The sequence below is a fragment of the Limosilactobacillus caviae genome, assembly GCF_014635905.1.
Classification (GTDB): Bacteria; Bacillota; Bacilli; order Lactobacillales; family Lactobacillaceae; genus Limosilactobacillus; species Limosilactobacillus caviae.
Window position 1 is genome coordinate 24,422 of sequence record NZ_BMDS01000004.1, and the last position, 18,821, is coordinate 43,242.

General features: G+C 39.3%; 17 protein-coding genes. 11 read left to right on the forward strand and 6 right to left on the reverse strand.

Features of this window, described 5'->3' with window-relative positions; genetic code table 11:
- Nucleotides 1–748: 748 nt before the first annotated feature.
- The 5 genes from IEU90_RS06200 (at nucleotide 749) to IEU90_RS06220 (ending at nucleotide 5,849) form a co-directional block, all read left to right on the forward strand.
- Complete coding sequence (locus IEU90_RS06200; RefSeq protein WP_153709844.1) at nucleotides 749–2,062, forward strand: MFS transporter; 1,314 nt, start codon at nucleotides 749–751, stop codon at nucleotides 2,060–2,062.
- A gap of 313 nt (nucleotides 2,063–2,375) precedes the next feature.
- Nucleotides 2,376–3,236 carry a hypothetical protein gene (locus IEU90_RS06205; protein WP_153709845.1) on the forward strand — a complete coding sequence of 287 codons (861 nt, stop codon included), beginning with the start codon at nucleotides 2,376–2,378 and terminating at the stop codon, nucleotides 3,234–3,236.
- 4 nt (nucleotides 3,237–3,240) lie between these two features.
- Nucleotides 3,241–3,384, forward strand: a complete 144-nt coding sequence (locus IEU90_RS06210) for a hypothetical protein (protein WP_188357884.1) — start codon at nucleotides 3,241–3,243, stop codon at nucleotides 3,382–3,384.
- Nucleotides 3,384–4,691 carry a glycosyltransferase family 2 protein gene (locus IEU90_RS06215; protein ID WP_153709846.1) on the forward strand — a complete coding sequence of 436 codons (1,308 nt, stop codon included), beginning with the start codon at nucleotides 3,384–3,386 and terminating at the stop codon, nucleotides 4,689–4,691. The genes IEU90_RS06210 and IEU90_RS06215 overlap by 1 nt, the downstream gene beginning before the upstream one ends.
- Before the next feature lie 27 nt (nucleotides 4,692–4,718).
- Nucleotides 4,719–5,849, forward strand: coding sequence for a glycosyl hydrolase family 8 (locus IEU90_RS06220; RefSeq protein ID WP_153709847.1), 1,131 nt, complete (start codon nucleotides 4,719–4,721; stop codon nucleotides 5,847–5,849).
- Here IEU90_RS06220 and IEU90_RS06225 read toward each other — a convergent pair.
- Nucleotides 5,846–6,604 carry an NADPH-dependent oxidoreductase gene (locus tag IEU90_RS06225; RefSeq protein WP_153709848.1) on the reverse strand — a complete coding sequence of 253 codons (759 nt, stop codon included), beginning with the start codon at nucleotides 6,602–6,604 and terminating at the stop codon, nucleotides 5,846–5,848. The two genes, IEU90_RS06220 and IEU90_RS06225, sit on opposite strands and share 4 nt — an antisense overlap.
- Before the next feature lie 87 nt (nucleotides 6,605–6,691).
- Complete coding sequence (locus tag IEU90_RS06230) at nucleotides 6,692–8,464, reverse strand: oleate hydratase (protein ID WP_153709849.1); 1,773 nt, start codon at nucleotides 8,462–8,464, stop codon at nucleotides 6,692–6,694.
- Between the two features lie 155 nt (nucleotides 8,465–8,619).
- On the opposite strand from IEU90_RS06230, the gene IEU90_RS06235 reads away from it, so the two are divergent.
- From IEU90_RS06235 to IEU90_RS06245, 3 genes are read left to right on the forward strand one after another with little or no spacing between them, the layout of a single operon-like run.
- Complete coding sequence (locus tag IEU90_RS06235) at nucleotides 8,620–9,963, forward strand: TrkH family potassium uptake protein (protein WP_188357885.1); 1,344 nt, start codon at nucleotides 8,620–8,622, stop codon at nucleotides 9,961–9,963.
- Nucleotides 9,956–10,624 carry a potassium channel family protein gene (locus IEU90_RS06240; protein ID WP_153709850.1) on the forward strand — a complete coding sequence of 223 codons (669 nt, stop codon included), beginning with the start codon at nucleotides 9,956–9,958 and terminating at the stop codon, nucleotides 10,622–10,624. The genes IEU90_RS06235 and IEU90_RS06240 overlap by 8 nt, the downstream gene beginning before the upstream one ends.
- Before the next feature lie 17 nt (nucleotides 10,625–10,641).
- The gene (locus IEU90_RS06245) at nucleotides 10,642–11,190 is read left to right on the forward strand and encodes a class I SAM-dependent methyltransferase (protein WP_153709851.1); all 549 of its coding nucleotides are present in this window, start codon (nucleotides 10,642–10,644) and stop codon (nucleotides 11,188–11,190) included.
- A 53-nt stretch (nucleotides 11,191–11,243) separates the two neighbouring features.
- Here IEU90_RS06245 and IEU90_RS06250 read toward each other — a convergent pair whose 3' ends face one another.
- The 3 genes from IEU90_RS06250 to hemH all read right to left on the reverse strand — a co-directional run bounded on the left by IEU90_RS06250 (nucleotide 11,244) and on the right by hemH (nucleotide 14,769).
- Nucleotides 11,244–12,404: an Rpn family recombination-promoting nuclease/putative transposase gene (locus IEU90_RS06250; RefSeq protein WP_153709852.1), complete on the reverse strand. Its 1,161-nt coding sequence runs from the start codon at nucleotides 12,402–12,404 to the stop codon at nucleotides 11,244–11,246.
- A gap of 125 nt (nucleotides 12,405–12,529) precedes the next feature.
- On the reverse strand, nucleotides 12,530–13,834 hold the full coding sequence (locus IEU90_RS06255) for an Nramp family divalent metal transporter (protein ID WP_153709853.1): 1,305 nt from the start codon (nucleotides 13,832–13,834) through the stop codon (nucleotides 12,530–12,532).
- A 2-nt stretch (nucleotides 13,835–13,836) separates the two neighbouring features.
- A complete protein-coding gene (gene hemH, locus IEU90_RS06260; RefSeq protein ID WP_153709854.1) occupies nucleotides 13,837–14,769 on the reverse strand; it encodes a ferrochelatase in 933 nt (310 codons plus the stop codon).
- Nucleotides 14,770–15,076: 307 nt separating this feature from the next.
- Here hemH and IEU90_RS06265 point away from each other — a divergent pair, with 307 nt between their 5' ends.
- Together IEU90_RS06265 and IEU90_RS06270 are read left to right on the forward strand one after the other, a co-directional pair.
- A complete protein-coding gene (locus IEU90_RS06265) occupies nucleotides 15,077–15,991 on the forward strand; it encodes a PLP-dependent cysteine synthase family protein (RefSeq protein ID WP_153709855.1) in 915 nt (304 codons plus the stop codon).
- A 192-nt stretch (nucleotides 15,992–16,183) separates the two neighbouring features.
- Nucleotides 16,184–16,720, forward strand: a complete 537-nt coding sequence (locus IEU90_RS06270; RefSeq protein ID WP_153709856.1) for a flavodoxin family protein — start codon at nucleotides 16,184–16,186, stop codon at nucleotides 16,718–16,720.
- A 59-nt stretch (nucleotides 16,721–16,779) separates the two neighbouring features.
- Here the strand turns inward: IEU90_RS06270 and IEU90_RS06275 are convergent, their stop codons facing one another.
- A complete protein-coding gene (locus tag IEU90_RS06275; protein ID WP_153709857.1) occupies nucleotides 16,780–17,808 on the reverse strand; it encodes a YeiH family protein in 1,029 nt (342 codons plus the stop codon).
- Between the two features lie 241 nt (nucleotides 17,809–18,049).
- Between IEU90_RS06275 and IEU90_RS06280 the strand changes: the two genes are divergently transcribed.
- Nucleotides 18,050–18,766, forward strand: a complete 717-nt coding sequence (locus IEU90_RS06280) for an alpha/beta hydrolase (protein ID WP_153709858.1) — start codon at nucleotides 18,050–18,052, stop codon at nucleotides 18,764–18,766.
- Nucleotides 18,767–18,821 lie beyond the last annotated feature (55 nt).

Here is an 18,821-nt window from a genome sequence, read left to right on the forward strand (position 1 = left end):
TTTTTTTTCAACATCAAGCACATAAAAATATTTATTTTTGAAAGTTATATTTGTGGAATGGCAAATTTAGTAGTTGTTTTACTATTGTGATATAAATCACTGGTGATAAATTGATGCTAATGGCTAATTAATCAATTATTACTTTATTATTTTTGAATAATTCAAGATATTAGTTAACTTTTTCACAATTATTGTGATATAATACATAAGAACAAGAAATCCACTTGTTTATTTTAAGTTAGATATTAGAAAAACTCGTCAGTGGAACAGCACATCCCTTTATCCAATTAATATCAACAACATTATTTGTTTCATGATTGAGTTTACTAAGTTGAAGTCTGATCTCTCCTGCACTAAGAGATCAGACTTTTTTAGTTAATTAGAATTTAAAATTAAAAATAAATTAGAAAACTTATTGAAATGTAATTTTATTCATGGTAATATTTTATTCATCGAAAAAAGAAAAGAGGACAAAGATATGCTTTTTGCTACAAACACACAACAAAACATTATTATTATTCGGGTCATTATTTAGGTGATGCGGATAATTTAATGTTGTTCGCATTACCTGAGATTAAAGGCAGTGCGAACAGTGAAACGGTAGCGCAATATCTTTGGCAGCCAGTTAACTGTTTAGCAGTTAGCTGGTTTTTATTTTTGAAAGGGTGATGAACTAAAATGGAAAGCGACATTTTAACTGAAAGAGATGACAGACGCTAGTATTAAATAATTGAGAGAGGTAAGAGAAATGGAAAATACAGTTACAGCAACACAAACTAGACCAAAATTACGACGCGACCCGGTTAAAACAGTTATTTTAGCATCAATGATGGGAACAGCGATTGAATTTTTTGATTTTTATGCTTATGGAACTGCATCAGCTGCCTACTTCCCCAAAGTTTTCTTTCCCCAGATGACGCCATTGTTAGCTACATTACTTAGTCTATTGACATTTGGAGTTGCATTTGTTGCCCGGCCGGTTGGATCATTCCTTTTTGGTCATTTTGGTGACCGCCTTGGCCGAAAAAAGACGTTAGTGGTTTCATTACTCGTCATGGGTGTTTCAACTGTGACAATTGGTTTTATCCCCGGATACCAATCAATCGGTGTATGGGGAGCACTATTGCTATGCTTATGCCGGTTTGTTCAAGGGATCGGACTTGGTGGCGAATGGTCAGGTGCGGTCCTTGTTGCAACTGAAAACGCTCCGGCAGATAAGCGGGCCTTATACGGTTCCTTCCCTGAGGTCGGTGCACCAATTGGTTTCTTCCTATGTAACGGACTCTTCTTCGTTTTAGAACGAGTTTTAACGCCAGCACAAATGATGAGTTATGGTTGGCGGATTCCATTTTGGGCATCAGCAGTCTTAGTATTTATCGGTTTATATGTTCGTCGCCGTTTACAAGAAACCCCATTGTTTAAGTTAGCACAGGAAAAGGATAATACGACTAAGTCTCCATTGCGGGAAGTTTTCCGTACGAATTGGCGAGAAATCCTTAAAGGGACATTTATCATGGCTGCTACTTATGCTTTATTCTTTACTTTAACGACCTGGTCATTATCTTATGCAACGACTGCTCTTGGGTTTAGTCCATCTGAGTTTTTACTTCTTTTAATGGGGGCCATTGTTGAATTTGCGGTTCTTATTGTTTTAACTTCTGTTTTAGCGGATAAGGTTGGCCGAAAGAAAGTGCTATTAACGGCTTCAGTAGCATTAGTAGTTTACTCCCTTGTTTTCCCAATGTTCCTTACCGGACAGCATAATCTTACCGGAATGCTGTTATTCCTTGGTGTTGGTTTCTTAGTGATGGGTACCTTATATGGCCCTGTTGGCGCAGTTTTACCAGAACTCTTTCCAACTAAGGTTCGTTATTCTGGTGCGGGAATTACATATAACCTTGCTGCCGTGGTTGGTGCCGCGGTTGCTCCAACGATGACTACTTGGCTAATCGCACATTATGGTCTCCACTCGGCCGGATACTACATGCTCGCATTAGCTGTATTAGCAGTTGTATCGTGGCTTACGACCAAAGAAACAAAGAACGTTGACTACACAAAGTAATATTTTAATCGATATTATTCATAATTATTATCATGATAGCGGAATCGGCAAATTGGATTGCTGATTCTGTTTTTGTTTAAAACGATAATTTGCTTATCAAACTACAAAAATAAACAAAATTATTTTATTTGTTTATAAATTTAAATATCATCAAAAGGCGATTTTATGATGGTAAATAACGCAATATAAAATGATAAGTAAATTCACAAGGCGGCTTTAAATGCTACTCTACCAAGACTTTAAACTAGTGAAAACTAGCAACAGGTATGCTAATATATTATCTGCTCATTTTATCAGAGAGGAAGAGAGTTATATGATTCGACGCCATGTTGTAGAAGCGGGTCTTGCCACACTTTGTTCACTGGTCATAATTGTTGTCCTGATGATGTGGTGGGCTGGGCAATATGCACATTTTGTTATGACGGCAATGATGGTGATGATTATTTTGGGGTTAGTTGTTGGCAGCCTTATTCCTAGCATTGCCGTTACATGGTTAGTTATCGGTTTGACAACAATTGGCAGTGCAATTTTATTGTTAGGATACATAGTAATGGAGACCCCGTTAAAGCTAATGCTCCTCGCTGCATTTCCCCTGACAGCAGCGTTAGCTTATTTTAGTCGTTATGTGATTGGTGAGTTAGGCTGGTTAGATCGTAATCGTAAAGATATTGAGAGTTATGCTGCCAACTATAACCAGGTTGTAAAACTACAAACGGGGTATAACGCCAACAAAATTTATCAAAAAGAAGTTCGCTTTATTATTAAAGAACAAATAGCGGACTTGTGGATCGATGTTACCGCTATTCATTGGGTTCATAACCAGCAGTTTCGCCAGTTTCATCATGATGATTATAATCAGGCGTTGCAACAAATTGCCCACGTATTAAAAGAGCGCAGGCTACCGTCAGAGGCATTATATTTCCTGGGAAATGGTACTTTTTTAATTTTGTCGTATCATTTGCCCAATATCACATTTGCCTATCAAAACCAAAGTACCCGTGAAGGCCTAGCAGATTTACTAATCGGTAAGGCAACGCCGCAATTTAAATGGGGACACTTAAAAGTAGATGATATTAACGTAACGTCGTTTGAGACATTAGAAAGTGTAATGCGCCATATTGAGAGAGATATGGAAACAGATATCGTTGTTGAATACTTAAGAAGGGAGTCATAAATAAATGGTACGGACGTTTTTTTGGTTGGCAATTGTTGTTACCCTTATCTTTTTTATCCTCGCAATGGTTTTTGCGGTTCTTCAATGGATAATTTATTTCCGTATTGAGCAGACAACCTTAAATACTGATAGAAACGAGAAAAGATAATGCAAGAATTTGTAATGATTGTGACACTGCTATCAATTTGGAGTTCATTACTAATGGCTTCGCTAACCCTTGCCGGGGCTGTTCATTTTTGGCTAACACATAGCAAAAAAGTAGTTGATATTGAACCATTAGAACATTATCCATCAGTTACGATTATTGTTCCTGCGCATAATGAAGAAGTTGTTATCGCACAGACAACTAGGGCAATTCTGGACCTAAACTATCCGACAGAAAAGGCCGAATTGTTGATTTATGCTGATAATTGTGGTGATCAGACTGCTAGACGTGCACAGGCTGTATTACAGATGATCAAATATAAGCACCGTAATGCACGTGTGATTGAACGTCACGGTCAGGGTGGCAAGGCTGGTGTCTTAAATGATGCTCTCAAAGTTGCCAAGGGTGAATACATTGCAGTTTATGATGCCGATGCGATGCCAGAAAAAAATGCCTTGTACTTCTTAGTGCGTAAAGGGCTAGAAAATCCGCTAAAATATGTGGCAGTATTTGGTCGTAATAAAACGAGAAATGCTAAGCAAAACTTTTTAACCCGTTGTATTAATCAAGAGATCGTTGTCACTCAACGAATCCAACATTGTGCAATTTGGCATTTATTTAAAATTGGTCGGATACCCGGAACGAACTTTATTATTAAACGAGAATACGTGAAGTCAATTGGGGGATGGGAGAATGGCGCTTTAACCGAGGATACGGATATCTCGTTTAAAATTATGCAAAGCGGGAAATTAATTGCGCTAGCTTATAATTCGGAGGCTTTCCAGCAAGAACCTGAGCAGCTTAGGGATTACTATTTTCAACGATTAAGGTGGGCTAAGGGTAATTATCAGGTAGTCTTAAAAAATTTTAGGCACTTATTTGATCGTAGCAATTGGCGGGTGAAACTAGAAACATTTTACTATTCCTGTACATTTTTCTGGTTTAATGCTGCAATTGTTCTTTCAGACATTATTTTTATCACGAATATTATCTTCTGGTTTATTCATCTTTTTAAGCCACACGTACTGATTCCATTTACATTCGGTGAGAGTAATATCCTAATTGCCCAATTATTGCTATTTAACTGGTTGTTAATGATTATTCTTTACGTTTTACAAATTACAACTGCTTCCGCAACTCAATTTGGTCAAGCAACCAATAAACAAATTTGGTTAGCCCTTGCATCATATTTTACATATTCACAATTGTTTATCATTGTTTCAATTAATGCAGTGATTTCAGTAGGAATTGATAAGTTAATGCACCGTGATGGGACCAAATGGGTAAAGACCAAACGATTTGCGGACTAAAATATTAAGTGAGGAGCGAATGCGGGAATGAAACGCCCAGGATATATTTGGCTGCTAGCAACGATAGTAGCATTCATGTACATTACGACATTGGTGCTAGTTCGAGCAAAAAATCCGGAACATATCCAACGACAGGCTTATGAACGATGGCAGAGCGGATACTTGGTAGCAAAGAATGATCAACAGGCTTTTGTTAATACAAGCAATAACAAGACACGGCCAATTGCCTTATCAGAAGCGCAGGGATATGGTCTTCAACTCATCGCCAAAGCCGGCGAGAAGGGATGGGCAAGGCAAGCCGATTTTGAAAAGTTATTAAATTATTATTTAGCCCATCGTGACTATGTAAATGGTCGTCAAACCTATTTAATGGCATGGCGTCAAAAATATAATAAGCATGGAAAGTGGGTAACTGACTATAACAGTGCTACAGATGGCGATTTATACATTGCGGCAGCATTGCATCACGCAGCTGTAGTATGGCCTAATCGGTCGGCCTATTACCAAAAAATAGAACGTAATATTGCAGCGGATATTTTAAGATACGAATATAACCCAACCACGCAAACATTAACTGTTGGTGATTGGGTTACCAAAGAATCAAAATACTATTATTTGTTACGGACATCGGATGTTATGCCAGATGTATTCGACGACCTTTATGAAACAAGTCATGACATTCAATGGCAGATTGTTAAAGACAATATGCTAGACCGGCTTGTTATATTAAGCAGCCAGCATCGGACAGGGCTTGTACCGGATTTCGCGTGGGCAGATGAAAAGACTACTAGTGCAGTAAAGGCACGGACAGTTGCAAGTATTCATGATGGTGATTACGGGGCCAATGCTTGTCGGGTTCCGATGATGCTTGCCCAAAGTGATGATCCCCGCGCTCAAAAGGTCTTAAATAAGATGATGAGGTTTTTTAGTGACCAATATTATGTTACGGCAGGGTATTCGTTAGAAGGTCGCCGCTTGGTCAAGTACCAGTCAAATAGCTTCAGCGCACCGATATTTTATGCTGTTAGCTGTAATCGTAATAAGGGGTATGACAATTTATTTGTTAGTCAAAAGTATATTTTCAGCAAACCAGTGACGACAAGAAATTATTATGATGCGACTTTAACAACGTTAGCTGCCTTAGAGGGGATGAATTAAATCTCTTCGTCAGTGCAGAGACCTTGTTGGTGCAATACCTTCATGATCTCATCACGCTTGGTATAATGATGGTCAAGCTTAGCTCCGGCAATTTGATTGGTGAATGAATCAATCCGCCGATTTGCGTCACGCAAGTCATAGTAAGTAGTAACTTCTTGGTCATAATCTGCTAAGTCAGCAAGTTTAATTTCTCGATGATAATCGTTGTCGAATGCAATAAATTTTAGTGGAAGACGGGGCTTTAGTTGTGGCTGTTGATCAGGAATACCGATTTGCAGACCTAAAACGGGGAAAGTCATTTTAGGAAGATCGAGAACATCAATAATCTTTTGCGGATCATTCTTGATCGAGCCAAGAGGAACCACGCCGAGATTCATACTTTCAGCGGCGGTAATCACATTTTGGGCGGCCATAATTGCATCATCAACACCCTGGAAGAAGATATCAGCAGTATGGAGCCGGCCATCATCTTTACCTTTTTGTTGCCGAATTTGTTGGTTGCGATAAAGGTCAACTAGGAAGATTAAAAGATCGCCATTTGCTCCTACGTATGGCTGTTTGCTTACTTCCCTAATGGCTGCGCGCTTATCTGGATCGGTAATGTGCATGATTGACATTTGCTGCATAAACATGCTGGTTGGCGTATGACTGGCAACGGAATAAAGGGTGGTTAGCTGTTCTTTGGAGAGGGTTGTTGGCTTAAAAGCACGAATTGTCCGGTGGTTTAATTGCTGTTCAACAGTATTATTTTTCATAGTAATAACTCCTCTAAGTGTAATTAGTGAAGGGAGTGGAGCAAAAGTTAAGGATAACTTGCGCCCTACTCCCTTATTTTGATATTTCTAAAGCAGATGTTGTTCTTCCATCAACTCACCAATCCAGTTCTTCTTAACTTTCTTAAGTAATGGTTTCTCAATGACCTTTGGAATTGGCAAGTCCATTTCTTCGAGTGGCTTTTTATCATTCATGTAATACATTGCCCGCATTAATTCCCGAATATCATAGATTGAATTAAATACCTCTGGAACACCGCGATCAACATTAAGGAGACTATAAACGGCTTCCATTGCAGTCCGAACTGAATATTCAGTTGTAAAGACAGTATCACGAGTTGGCGATTCAGCAAAGTTACCAATAAAGGCAAGGTTAGCAGAGACTTCTGGGACAACAGCAGGACGGTCACCCTTAACCCGTGGCATAAAGTAACTGGTAACAAATGGCATATAAACTGGAACAGTATTAATCGATTCTTCTTTTGCTAAATCATCAATTAGGGCTTCTGGAACGCCGAGGTGGTAGAGCCATTCTTTAGTAATTTCTTCGCCGGTACAATCAACAATCCGTTTTTTAATGTAATTACCTTCTGTGTCAGAGTAGAGGCCATAGATCCAGACAATTGTTTCATTTGGCTTTTGGCTCTTAAAGTGTGGCTGACGGTGGATTGTCCAGCTTAGCATCCAGTTGGAGTCGGTAACGGTAATAATTCCACCAGTATTTACTTTCCCGTCATGAAGATCACGCTTAGTTAAACGTTCAATATATGGCTCAACTTGTGGATTTTCAATAGTTGCGGTTGCAGAAATAAACCAGCTACGGTTAGGGATGTTTTTGCAGAAGACATCTGGATGACCAAATGCCGGTGATTGTTTAGCGATGTTTTCCCATAATTTCCAGCTGCCGCCCAGTGCACGAGTTGGTTGTGCAATCTGATGATGACTACCATAGTTGGAACTTTCGGTAATCGATCCATTAGTGACAAATACGAGGTCATTATCGGTTAAATCGATAGTTTTATCTTCGCCATTTTGTTTGAGGATGATCTTTTTGGCGTGCTTCTCACCATTCTTGGTATCAACTAGGACATTTTGAACCTGTGTATCATACTCAAACTTTACGCCGTGGTCCTTGAGGTAGGCAAGCAATGGTTTAGTCATTGATTCATATTGGTTATATTTATTAAATTTAAGAGCTGTAAAGTCGGGCAAGCCGTCAATATGGTGGATAAACCGCATTGCATATCGGCGCATTTCAGCTAAAGAGTGCCACTTTTCAAAGGCAAACATGGTTGACCAGTAAATCCAAAAGTTACTCTTGAAGAAATTCTCAGAGAAGTAATCACCGATAGTTAAGTCACCAAGCTGATCTTCAGGTGTCAGAATTAGTTTCATTAATTCCTTAGTAGATTTGCCAAGAAGGTACTTACCATCTGTTGGAACTTCATTACCGCGCTTGTAGGTTAGTCGGCAATTTGAACTGTTTGGATCATCCTTATCTAACCAGTAATATTCATCAAGGTAAGAGGCACCTGGAATCTCTAGTGATGGTATTGAGCGGTACATGTCCCACATACATTCAAAGTGATTTTCCATTTCACGACCGCCACGAGTAACAAAGCCAACGTCTGGACGATCTTGACCATCTAAAGAACCACCAGCAATTGGTAATTCTTCAAAAATATGGATATTTTTACCTGGCATTTGTGCGTCCCGAATTAAAAAGACGGCAGCAGAAAGACCAGCTAAACCAGCACCGACAATATACGCTTTCTTATTATCAACTCCCGCTGGTTTACGCGGACGAGCGAATGCTTCATAGTTCCCGTTTGAATAGTACATAAAAACGTCTCCTTTCAAGGAAAAGCAATATTAATAATCCTACTTATATTGTAGCGCTTTCTCAAGATGATTTCCTGGGAAATAAAAAAGGGTTTAGAATTTAACAAAAACGCTTATAATTAGTTGAGTAATCTTTAATACGAGGAGGGATAAAAGTGATTGAAATAAATAAACACAAATATACATTTCCCAAAATTCTTACATTCGGTTTTTTAATTGTTATTTTTATGGGAACAATTTTGCTCTCCTTACCGTTTGCAACACGACCTGGAGAAACAACCAACTTTATGACCGCTTTCTTTACGTCAACCAGTGCAACTTGTGTAACGGGATTAACATTAGTTAGCACCGCCCATCATTGGACATTATTTGGGCAAATTGTAATTGCAATTTTAATGGAAGTTGGTGGTCTGGGATTTATGACATTTGCGGTTATGATGTCGCTTCTTGTCCGTCAACGAATGCGGATGTCCACGAGACTTTTAACTCAGGAGGCACTCAACCTTGACCATCTCTCTCAGTTAAATATTGTATATCTTATTATTCGACTATCATTACTGATCCAGTTAGCAGGAGGGATTTTTCTATTTTTTGATTTTTACCCTCGCTATGGTCTGAGGAAGGGGATTTGGTTTAGCATTTTTCACTCGATATCGGCGTTTTGTAATGCTGGCTTTGACCTGTTTGATAACAGCATGGCAAACTACGCGAATGATCCGTATATGTTATGTGTATTAGCGGTCTTGATCATTGCGGGTTCACTTGGTTTCTTGGTATGGAAAGATATCCTTAATTATCCTAAATACCACCGTTTATCATTACATACGCAGTTAGCATTACGAACCGGAGCGGTTTTATTTGTTCTATCGGTTATTGTTTACTTTATTACGGAGAAAAATTTAGCTCAGTTAAGCGATAAATTAACTTTTACTAACCGTATCATCAATACCGTTTTTATGGCAATAACTCCCCGTACTGCTGGGCTGGTTACTTTTCCTTACACTGACCTAAGTGCTGCTGGTATTGCTTTTACAGTTATTTTAATGTTTATTGGTGGAACGCCGGGATCAACTGCCGGGGGTGTTAAAACAACTACTATTGGCTTATTAACTATTCAAAGCTTTGCAACGTTAAGAGGACGACGCGATACAACGTTTGCTCATCGTCGTTTTACACAAGAAAATATTTATCGTGCTTTGACGTTGTTGTTTGTTGCTTTATTTATTCTGCTTGTTGCAATCTTGGTTCTTGTAGAAACTCAAGATTTACCAAAGCATGATTCATTGGCTTATGTTACCTTTGAAGCGGTGGCAGCGTTTGGAACAACAGGAATTTCTCTAGGGATTACCACGCACCTGAATTTATTAGGACAATTTATTATTATGTTTCTAATGTTTGTTGGACGGGTGGGAATTTATACTGTTATGTTCTCAATTTTGAATGCTAGTACAACAGCGAAAAATTATCGTTATCCAGAGGAGAGTGTGTTAATTGGCTAAAAAAGAAAGTTACGCAGTTATTGGAATTGGACAATTTGGCGCATCAATATGTGAAGCGTTAGTACAGGCAGGACAAGAGGTATTAGCGATTGATTCCAGCGAAGAAGTGGTTAACGAGTTTGCTGGTTCTGTTATGCGGGCAGTAATTGCGGACGCACAAGATGAAGACGCCTTGCGTGACCTTGACATTGGTAGTTTTGATCATGTATACATTTCAATCGGAAAAAACGTCGAAGCTAGTATCATGGCGACCCTGATTGCTAAGGAACTAGGTGCACCGGATGTAATATGCCGGGCAGAGAATGTGAACCATGCGCGAGTTCTTGAGCGAGTCGGCGCTGACATGGTGGTTCGTCCTGAACATGACTTGGCAGAACGGCTGATTTTTCAGCAATTAAATCCCAGTGTGATCGACTATGTAACCCTTAGTAAGGAGATTACACTGGCAGAAGTTAATATCAATAATCCTAAGTTTTTTGGTAAGACCCTTGATGATTTAGACTTTCGTAACCGATATAATGTTAATGTGATTATCATCGTTAGCCAAGATGATGAAGTCAACCAGATGCCGCAAGCTAATGATGTAATTCAACCACATGATAAGATTACAGTCGTAGGGAATTTAAAAGATATTCGAAAATTAAACGATATTGTTAGTTAAATAATAGGTGAAGAGAATTGAGAGTTGTAATTGGAATAGTTATTGTTGTAGTTGCTTTGGGAATAATTTATTGGTTTATCCAACGGCGACGCGAATGGGATAGAATAGGTGCTGACCTAAACATGACGGGGAATGTTCAGGTCCTTGATATGAGTGTCAGCAATGGAAAAGCTTTTATTAATTTTGCCAAGCGATTAACTAATCCGGGCAAGATCATTGGTGTCGTAGCAAATGAGAAACAGGAGCAAAGATTGAAAGGGTTGATCAAAGAAGCTGCAGTAGCTGATCGTGCTAAAGCTGTGTTGACTGATGTTACTAATTTATCATTTGCCGATCATTGTTTTGATTATGTGATTATTACAGGACTTCAACAGGTAAAGCCTGCGATTACACGAGGCCGTGTTCTTCAGGAAGCAGTACGGGTATTGGCAGCCCGCGGCACGTTAGCGATTATTGATTCTGGTAATATGCAGCGGTATGAACAACTCTTGGAATATTATGGCATTAAGAATATTTCAGTTAGAAAAATTAATGGGCAAAAAGTAATAGTGGCGAAAAGAATTTAATATTAAAAATGGTGGTTAGTAATTGGAAGATTCCAAGCTAACCACCATTTTATTTAGTTGCTAAAATATTTCTGTAATTGTTTATTATCCAGCTTATAACTAGTTTTGACACACTCTTTTATCGCTGCCTCATTAATTCCTATTTTTTGTAATTTTACAATAAGCGCTTTAATATCCTTCTCTTGAACATTATTTATTTCATGCCACTTGCTCTTTAGCTTATCTTGTTCGTTTTGTAATTTAGCTTGATCTTCAACTAGTTTGCTTTTACTCTCATTTAGTTTAGTTTGATCTTCAGCCAATCTACTTCTATCTTCATTTAACTTAGCTTGATTTTCAGCTAATCTACTTCTGTCTTCATCTAACTTAGCTCGGTTTTCAGCTAATCTACTTCTGTCTTCATTTAATTTTGCTTGATTTTCGGCTAATATACTTTTGCCTTTATTTAACTCGATTTGCCCTTCTTCTAACTTGGCTTGTCCCTCTTTTAGTTTACTTTTCGCTTCGTTAACTTTTGCCTGCATTTCCTGTATCTTTCGTTCTCGAATTTGCTGGTCCATTTCATACATTGAGAGTCGCATATATTCCGCCCTCCATTTCCGATTTTGCTTGACTTTTCGCATCCTTTCCCTTAATTTTACGACAAAAGCATCAGGTTCTTCAATATTCCGCTGGGCAATCATATCAAGAACTGCCTGCATTTTAGGGGTTACGTCATGGTTGGTTGATGGAATGTTGAATAAGATGTCAGTTTGCCCATCTCTAATGATATGTTCTGGGGCATTATCGATATGCTTATGCAGTGTGTAACATTGAAAGCCGAGATTAAAGGGATCGAAGTTGCAAAAGAAAATTACATAGGAATCATCAGCAAAATCATATGTTTTTCCCTTATCATATGCTTCCATTGTGCTAGCGGCTTGGTAATAACGAATTCGCTTAGCAAGGTTATGTTCGTTAACGACTTGCATTTCAATGTCGTAGTGATTATTCCGCTCATCAGTTGTGTAGATATCAAATCGTACTGCTTTTGCATCCGGTGCGAGTGAGAGTTCTTGCTGGTTATTGGGATATTGAATATCTTTTATATTTAAGTCTGGTAAAATCCTTCGCAATAGCTCTAGACAAATCTCCTTATCTAGCATCACCTTATTAAAGATATAGTCATCTGTTAAATCGGCATCGTCCCACTTTTTGCGTAATTCGTTGTTCATGCTTATTCTCCTTGAATAAAAATTCGGATGAGATCTCTCCTATATTTTATATACGCAATAAATTGGAGATTGCATTATTTTATTTAAGGATTATTTACTGAAATTAACGATAGAACAGTGAAAAACTAAAATAGAACAAGTAAATTTAGTCCTGTTACTACACTAGCTAAAACATATCCAAGCACAGTTTGCCAAGGTGCATTAACGTGTTGCCCCATCATCTTTTTGCTGCCGGTTAGTGCGACTAGTGGATACAAAGTGAACGGCAGGGCGATACTTAAAACAATCTGCGCGTAAATGATTAATTGCTCAAACTGTTCCTCATTAAAGTTAATCATAAAGCCGATAATTAAAATCGGCACCAGGGTAACTGCCCGCGTCAATAATCGCCGTTGCCATAATGGTAAGCGGATATTAATAAAGCCTTCCATTACAATTTGCCCAGCTAGCGTACTAGTGATGGAAGAAATTAGCCCCGTTACTAATAAGGCAAAAGCAAAGAGCCAACTCATTAATGGACTGGCAAGGCTACCAACAATATGCGGATTCTTAAGCCCATAAAAGACATCTTCCAGGCTGCCGAGACTGGCAGCATGGAAGAAAAGGGTGCCACCAAGGACAAGTAATAACGCATTGACGATAAAGGCAGCAAAAAGGTGAATTAAAGAATCCCAATTAGCAAAACGGAGCGTTTCCTTAACTTGTTTGGGGTCATGTTCATCATAGCGGCGACTTTGGGCGAGAGATGAGTGCAGGTAGATATTATGGGGCATAATTGTCGCTCCAACGATTCCGAGACTGATTAGTAATTCACTGTGATTGGTAAAGATAACAGATCGTGGAATAAATCCATCCATAATTGCAGCAAAGTGGGGATGGGCACGACATACTTCAATGGCAAAGATTATCCCGACAATCAAAATTGCACTAAGGACGATAAACTCAATCCGTCGAATCCCAAAGTGGAGGAAAAAGAGGACTACTAAAACGTCTGCAATTGTTAAAATCACCCCAATTAAGAGCGGCAATCGGAATAACATATTTAACGCTACAGCTGTCCCCACAACTCCTGTTAGGTCGGTAGCCATCATTGCGACCTCATTGAGTAGCCAGAGTACAATTCTAAGTGGTTTTGGCAACCGACCGGCAATAGCTTGTGCAAGGTCAGTACGGGTGGTGACACCAAGTTTAATTGACAATGATTGCATGAACATGGCAATTAGAATCGCGGTGAATAGGATTACAAGTAGCTGGTAGCGGTATTGGCTTCCCCCAGCAAGGGATGTCAGCCAGTTACCAGGGTCCATATACCCGACCGCTACTAAGGCTCCGGGGCCGCTATATGCAAGAAATTTCTGCCAGAATGCACTTTCGTAAACATTTGGTACGTCAACACTCCCGTTGATTTCATCTAAGCTTTTATGTTGCATTATTATCTCCTTTGCTTTACTAATCCCGCTATAAATTGTGCAAATTCCGATGAATCGTTGAGAGAAGGAACCATTGTTAAGTTATCACCGCCGTTTTCCCGAAAATACTGATAATTTTGAACTTGATCTTCTTCGAGGGTTTCTAAACAGTCAGCAACAAAGGATGGTGCAACAACTAACACATTGCGGTGGCCGAGTTGGGCCTCATTAAGCAGGGTGTTACGTAGGTAGGGTTTGAGCCATGGCATTGGGCCGAATTTTGATTGGTAGGCCATTTTAATTTTTTCTTCTGGAATATCAAGGCGTTTAACTAGTTCAGCGGTTGCTGCTTCTGTTTCATCACGATAAGGGTCGCCATGATTAACCATTGCCGTTGGAATACCGTGGTATGAGATAAGCAGCTTATCATAATCTCCTTTATCCCAGGCAGCTTGAATTTGCTTTGTGAGTAACGATAGGTATCCCTCTTCAGTCGAAAACCGGTCGATAATTTTAGCGCTGGGATCGGTTGCGGTAACCTTATCAATAACGGTTTGAGTTGTACTTTTAGTGAAGAATGGAAATAACGGAAGAACGGTTAAGTGCTGACATTCTTTTTTCATTGCTGTGATTGTATCGCTGATTGCCGGGTGGCCGTAATTCATTGCCATTTTGACCGTCCAATCGGGCAGCAAGGCTTGTACTTTTTTAACGAGCCGTTCAGTATGGACAATTAGTGGTGAGCCTTCTGTTGTCCAACAATTTCGGTAAAAGGTTGCTGACCGCCATGACCGCATTGGAATGATAATCCCGCGTAGTAAAGGCTGCCATAATGCAGGTGGCATTTCAATAACGTTGCGATCGCTTAAAAATTCTTTTAAATAACGTTTAACATCGGGCGTGGTCGGGGTGTCTGGTGAACCTAAATTAACAAGTAACAGTCCGTTTTCTTTCATGAATCTCGCTCCTGGGTTATAGAATAATTCTTTTTTATTTTACACCTGTCAACATAAATTTTCTTGACAACTTACTTTTTGCTAGTTATGATAACTATAATTTGAAATACGAGGGAATACTGATGAAAAACAATTATTTTGTTAACGCAAATACTTGTTGTTGTGAATCGCGTCTTATGCGACTCACTTTTTGGTATACTCATTTTTAATTGAATTACTATTAAGCTGATATCACATAAGGCACAGATCCAAGAACATTTCTTGAGTTTGCGCCTTTTTCGTATACTTTGAGAAAGAAGGATTTTTGATGCTAGTTGAAAATACGTATGATTTGATTGGTCACACCCCGTTAATGCACTTGCCAATGGAAACACCTAATAATGTTAATATTTATGCCAAACTTGAAATGTTTAACCCTGGAGGCAGTATTAAAGATCGTTTAGGAATGGCCTTGATTCAGCGCGGGATTGAAGAGGGAAAAGTAAAATCAACAACGACGATTATTGAACCAACTGCGGGGAATACGGGAATTGGTGTTGCACTAGCGGCGTTAAAGCACCATTTATCAGTTAAACTAGTAGTCCCAGAGAAGTTTAGTTATGAAAAACAAACTTTGATGCGGGCATTGGGAGCAGAAGTAGTTAATACGCCAAGTGAGGAAGGAATTAAAGGGGCAATTGCCAGGGCAAAGGAACTAGCAGCTGAAATTGGGGATGCTTATGTGCCATTGCAATTTCAAAATCAGGCAAATCCAGATGTATATCAGCATACCCTTGGACCAGAAATTTTAGCTGACCTCGCTAATAAGCCAATTGCCGCCTTTGTTGCTGGTGCCGGAAGCGGGGGAACGTTTGCCGGAATTCAAAAATCGTTAAAGGATGCCTATCCTGACCTTAAAGGCTATGTTGTTGAGCCAGCGGGATCAATACTAAATGGTGGACCCGCTCACAGTCACCGGACAGAAGGAATCGGCGTTGAATTTATTCCGCCTTTCTTTAAGAGTTTGGACTATACAGGGGTAAAGACGATTAGTGATGATGATGCCTTTTACTATGTACGGTGGGCTGCTAAACATCTTGGCCTATTCATCGGTAGTTCTAGCGGAGCAGCCTTAGCGGCAAGCCTAGAAGTAGCAAAGGAATTACCAGCAAAGGCTAATTTGGTAACTGTTTTCCCTGATTCTAGCGAACGCTACTTGAGTGAACATATATATGAGGTTTAGAACATGAATATTTTTCATTTCATTACGGACCGCTCATATATTAAGGAAGGGCGAAATTCTTACCATTTTGATTGGCTAAAGCTTCTCATTTGGTGGCGTTAATGCACTTTAACTATGCTTTCATATACAGGTTTTCTATTTTTAATTTAACTTGATTATTACTATAATTAAGTAAGAAAGGATGCGGTAGTAATGAAAATTGTCGTACTAACAGGAAGTCCACACCCTCCGGGCACCTCGGAACAATTAGCAGATGCCTTTATTAAAGGAGCTTCTGAGGCTGGAAATGAAGTTTATCGATTTGATGCAGGTCGGCGAGTCAATGAATTTTCGATGATTAAGTTAGCGGATAACCACCCGGGACAAGAGGTGGCGGTTGAACCAAAAGATATAATTACCAGTGAAGTGATGCCGAAGCTACTAGACGCCGATATGGTTGTCCTCGTTAGTTCGCTTTATTATTATGGGATTAACGCAGCACTAAAGGCGGTAATAGATCGTTTTTACAACTATAACCACGAACTTCATGGTAATAAAAAAGCAGTTACTTTAGTGAGCGGGTATGGTCAAGAAGACGCCTTTGCTTCCCTTAATCTCTATTTTGACCAATTATTAAATTATATGCGGTGGGACAAAGTAGGCAGTGTTTTGGCAGCCGATTCATGGAATGAACAAAAATTGGCTAAACACGTTGAAGAAGCGTATGACTTAGGCAAATCAATTAGATAATGAAAAAACGTTAAATCGGGGGACTAATAATAATCCTTGATTTAACGTTTTGTTAGTTTTTAGAAGAATAACTTGCTCATTACAATCATAAATACTAATAAGCAAACTGAACTAATTGCGGCAGCTCCGAAAACAGCACCGCCACGCTTAAAGATAACCTTAAAGTTAACGGAAACACCAAGAGCAGCCATGGCCATTCCCAAGAAAATATAAGCAGCTTGTACAAGCGCGTCGAGAAAGGCAGGAGAGAAAGGAAGAAATGTTCCTAATACACTCGTTAGGATAAAACCGCCTAAGAACCATGGAATAGGAAGTTTCTTTGGTTCTTTAGTGTGTTCTTCTTCACTTTCTTTGACTAGGCGATGTTGATACCAGTAACCGACAATTAATGCAACCGGTGCAAGTAAAAGGACCCGTGAAAGCTTCATAATTAAAGCATTATCGAGACTTGCTTCGCCAAATGCACCACCGGCAGCAACAGCATGAGCAATTTCGTGTAATGATCCTCCGGCAACGATTCCAAATTGCGGATCACTTAGTCCAAGCAGTGGCTTTATTCCAATTTCGATTAGGGTAAAAACTGTTCCCATTACACAAACAACGGCAACTGCAAGAACTTCATTTTCGCGTTTTCGTTCTTCATCAGTTGTTTCAATTTGTGGTGAAACTCCCATTACGGCAGCAGCACCACAGATTCCGCAACCACACGCTGATAAGATAGCCAATTCATCTTCAGCACCAAACTTACGGCTTAACCAGTAAGTAAGGATAATGGTTCCAGTAACGCCGACAGCTGCAACTAAAATCGTTTTAACACCTGCAGCAGCTAGTTTTTCAAGGTTCAAACGAAAACCGAGTAAGATAATTCCCAGTCGTAAGAACTTATTTGAGATAAACCCAATTCCGCCTGCAGCTTCAGTCCTAATACTCGATGGTACTACTTGCATTGCAATACCTAGGAGTAAGGCGATAACCAAGGCCCCAATAAGATTAACGTAGGGGAGCTTAGCTAAAAGTACTCCCGCAACGGAACAGATTAAAGTCATTACAGCAGCTAGCCAAAATGACCTAGTCTTCATGATACTCATAAGATTCTCTAACCCCCATAAAATAATGTCCTTTATAACTTTAACAAAAGTGGCTTAATAAACAAGGGGAAAACAAGGAGAAAGCCTTTTCATTGCAAATAAAATTTACTAGTAGATTGTTAATATAGTTAAATTATTTTTTAGCAATGTGTTTTACTAATCTTTACCGATTTTATGTTTATACTATAAGGTATAGTATTGCTTTGTGCTTAAAATAGTAGAAATAAACAGAGGTGTAAAAATGGATTTTCAAAATATAAAATTGACACAACCACACTCTTCTCTTGATATTTACCATAGTAAAACGGACCGTGCATTGCCAGCAATCGTGATTTTGCCTGGTGGGAGCTATAACCAGATTATGGAACGTGACTCTGAACGTGTTGCGTTAACTTTTGCAACTCATGCATGGCAATCATTTGTCGTTCGCTACCCAGTACTTGAACATAAAAATTATGAACAAGCAAAGATTGCTGTTGCTCAAGCGTTTGATTATATTACAACTCATGCGGAAGAATTAGATGTTAACACTCAGCAACTGGGGATCATCGGTTTCTCGGCTGGTGGGCAGGTTGCAGCGGCTTACAGTAATGCGTCAGCTTCAAAAGCAAAATTTGCTGCATTAGGATATCCGGTTATCCAACCTACAATTGATGAACGGATGGGGGTAACAACGGAGAATGTTGCAAAACTAGTTACGACTCAAACACCGCCAACATTTATGTGGGGATCAATTAAGGACAAGGTGACACCATTTGTGGATCATTTACACGTTTACGTCGACGCCTTGGTTAAGCATGATGTGCCATTTGAACTTCACGAATTTAGTACGGGCGGACACGGAATTGCCTTGGCTAATGAGTATACGGGAATCGTTAATAATGACCGTGTTGATGAACACATGGGTAAATGGTTCCCGCTGTTTTTAGAGTGGTTTGCAGAATTACATTTAGGATAAGGAAAAGAGATTGGGATAATAAGCACTATTCCAATCTCTTTATTATTTCCTGGGA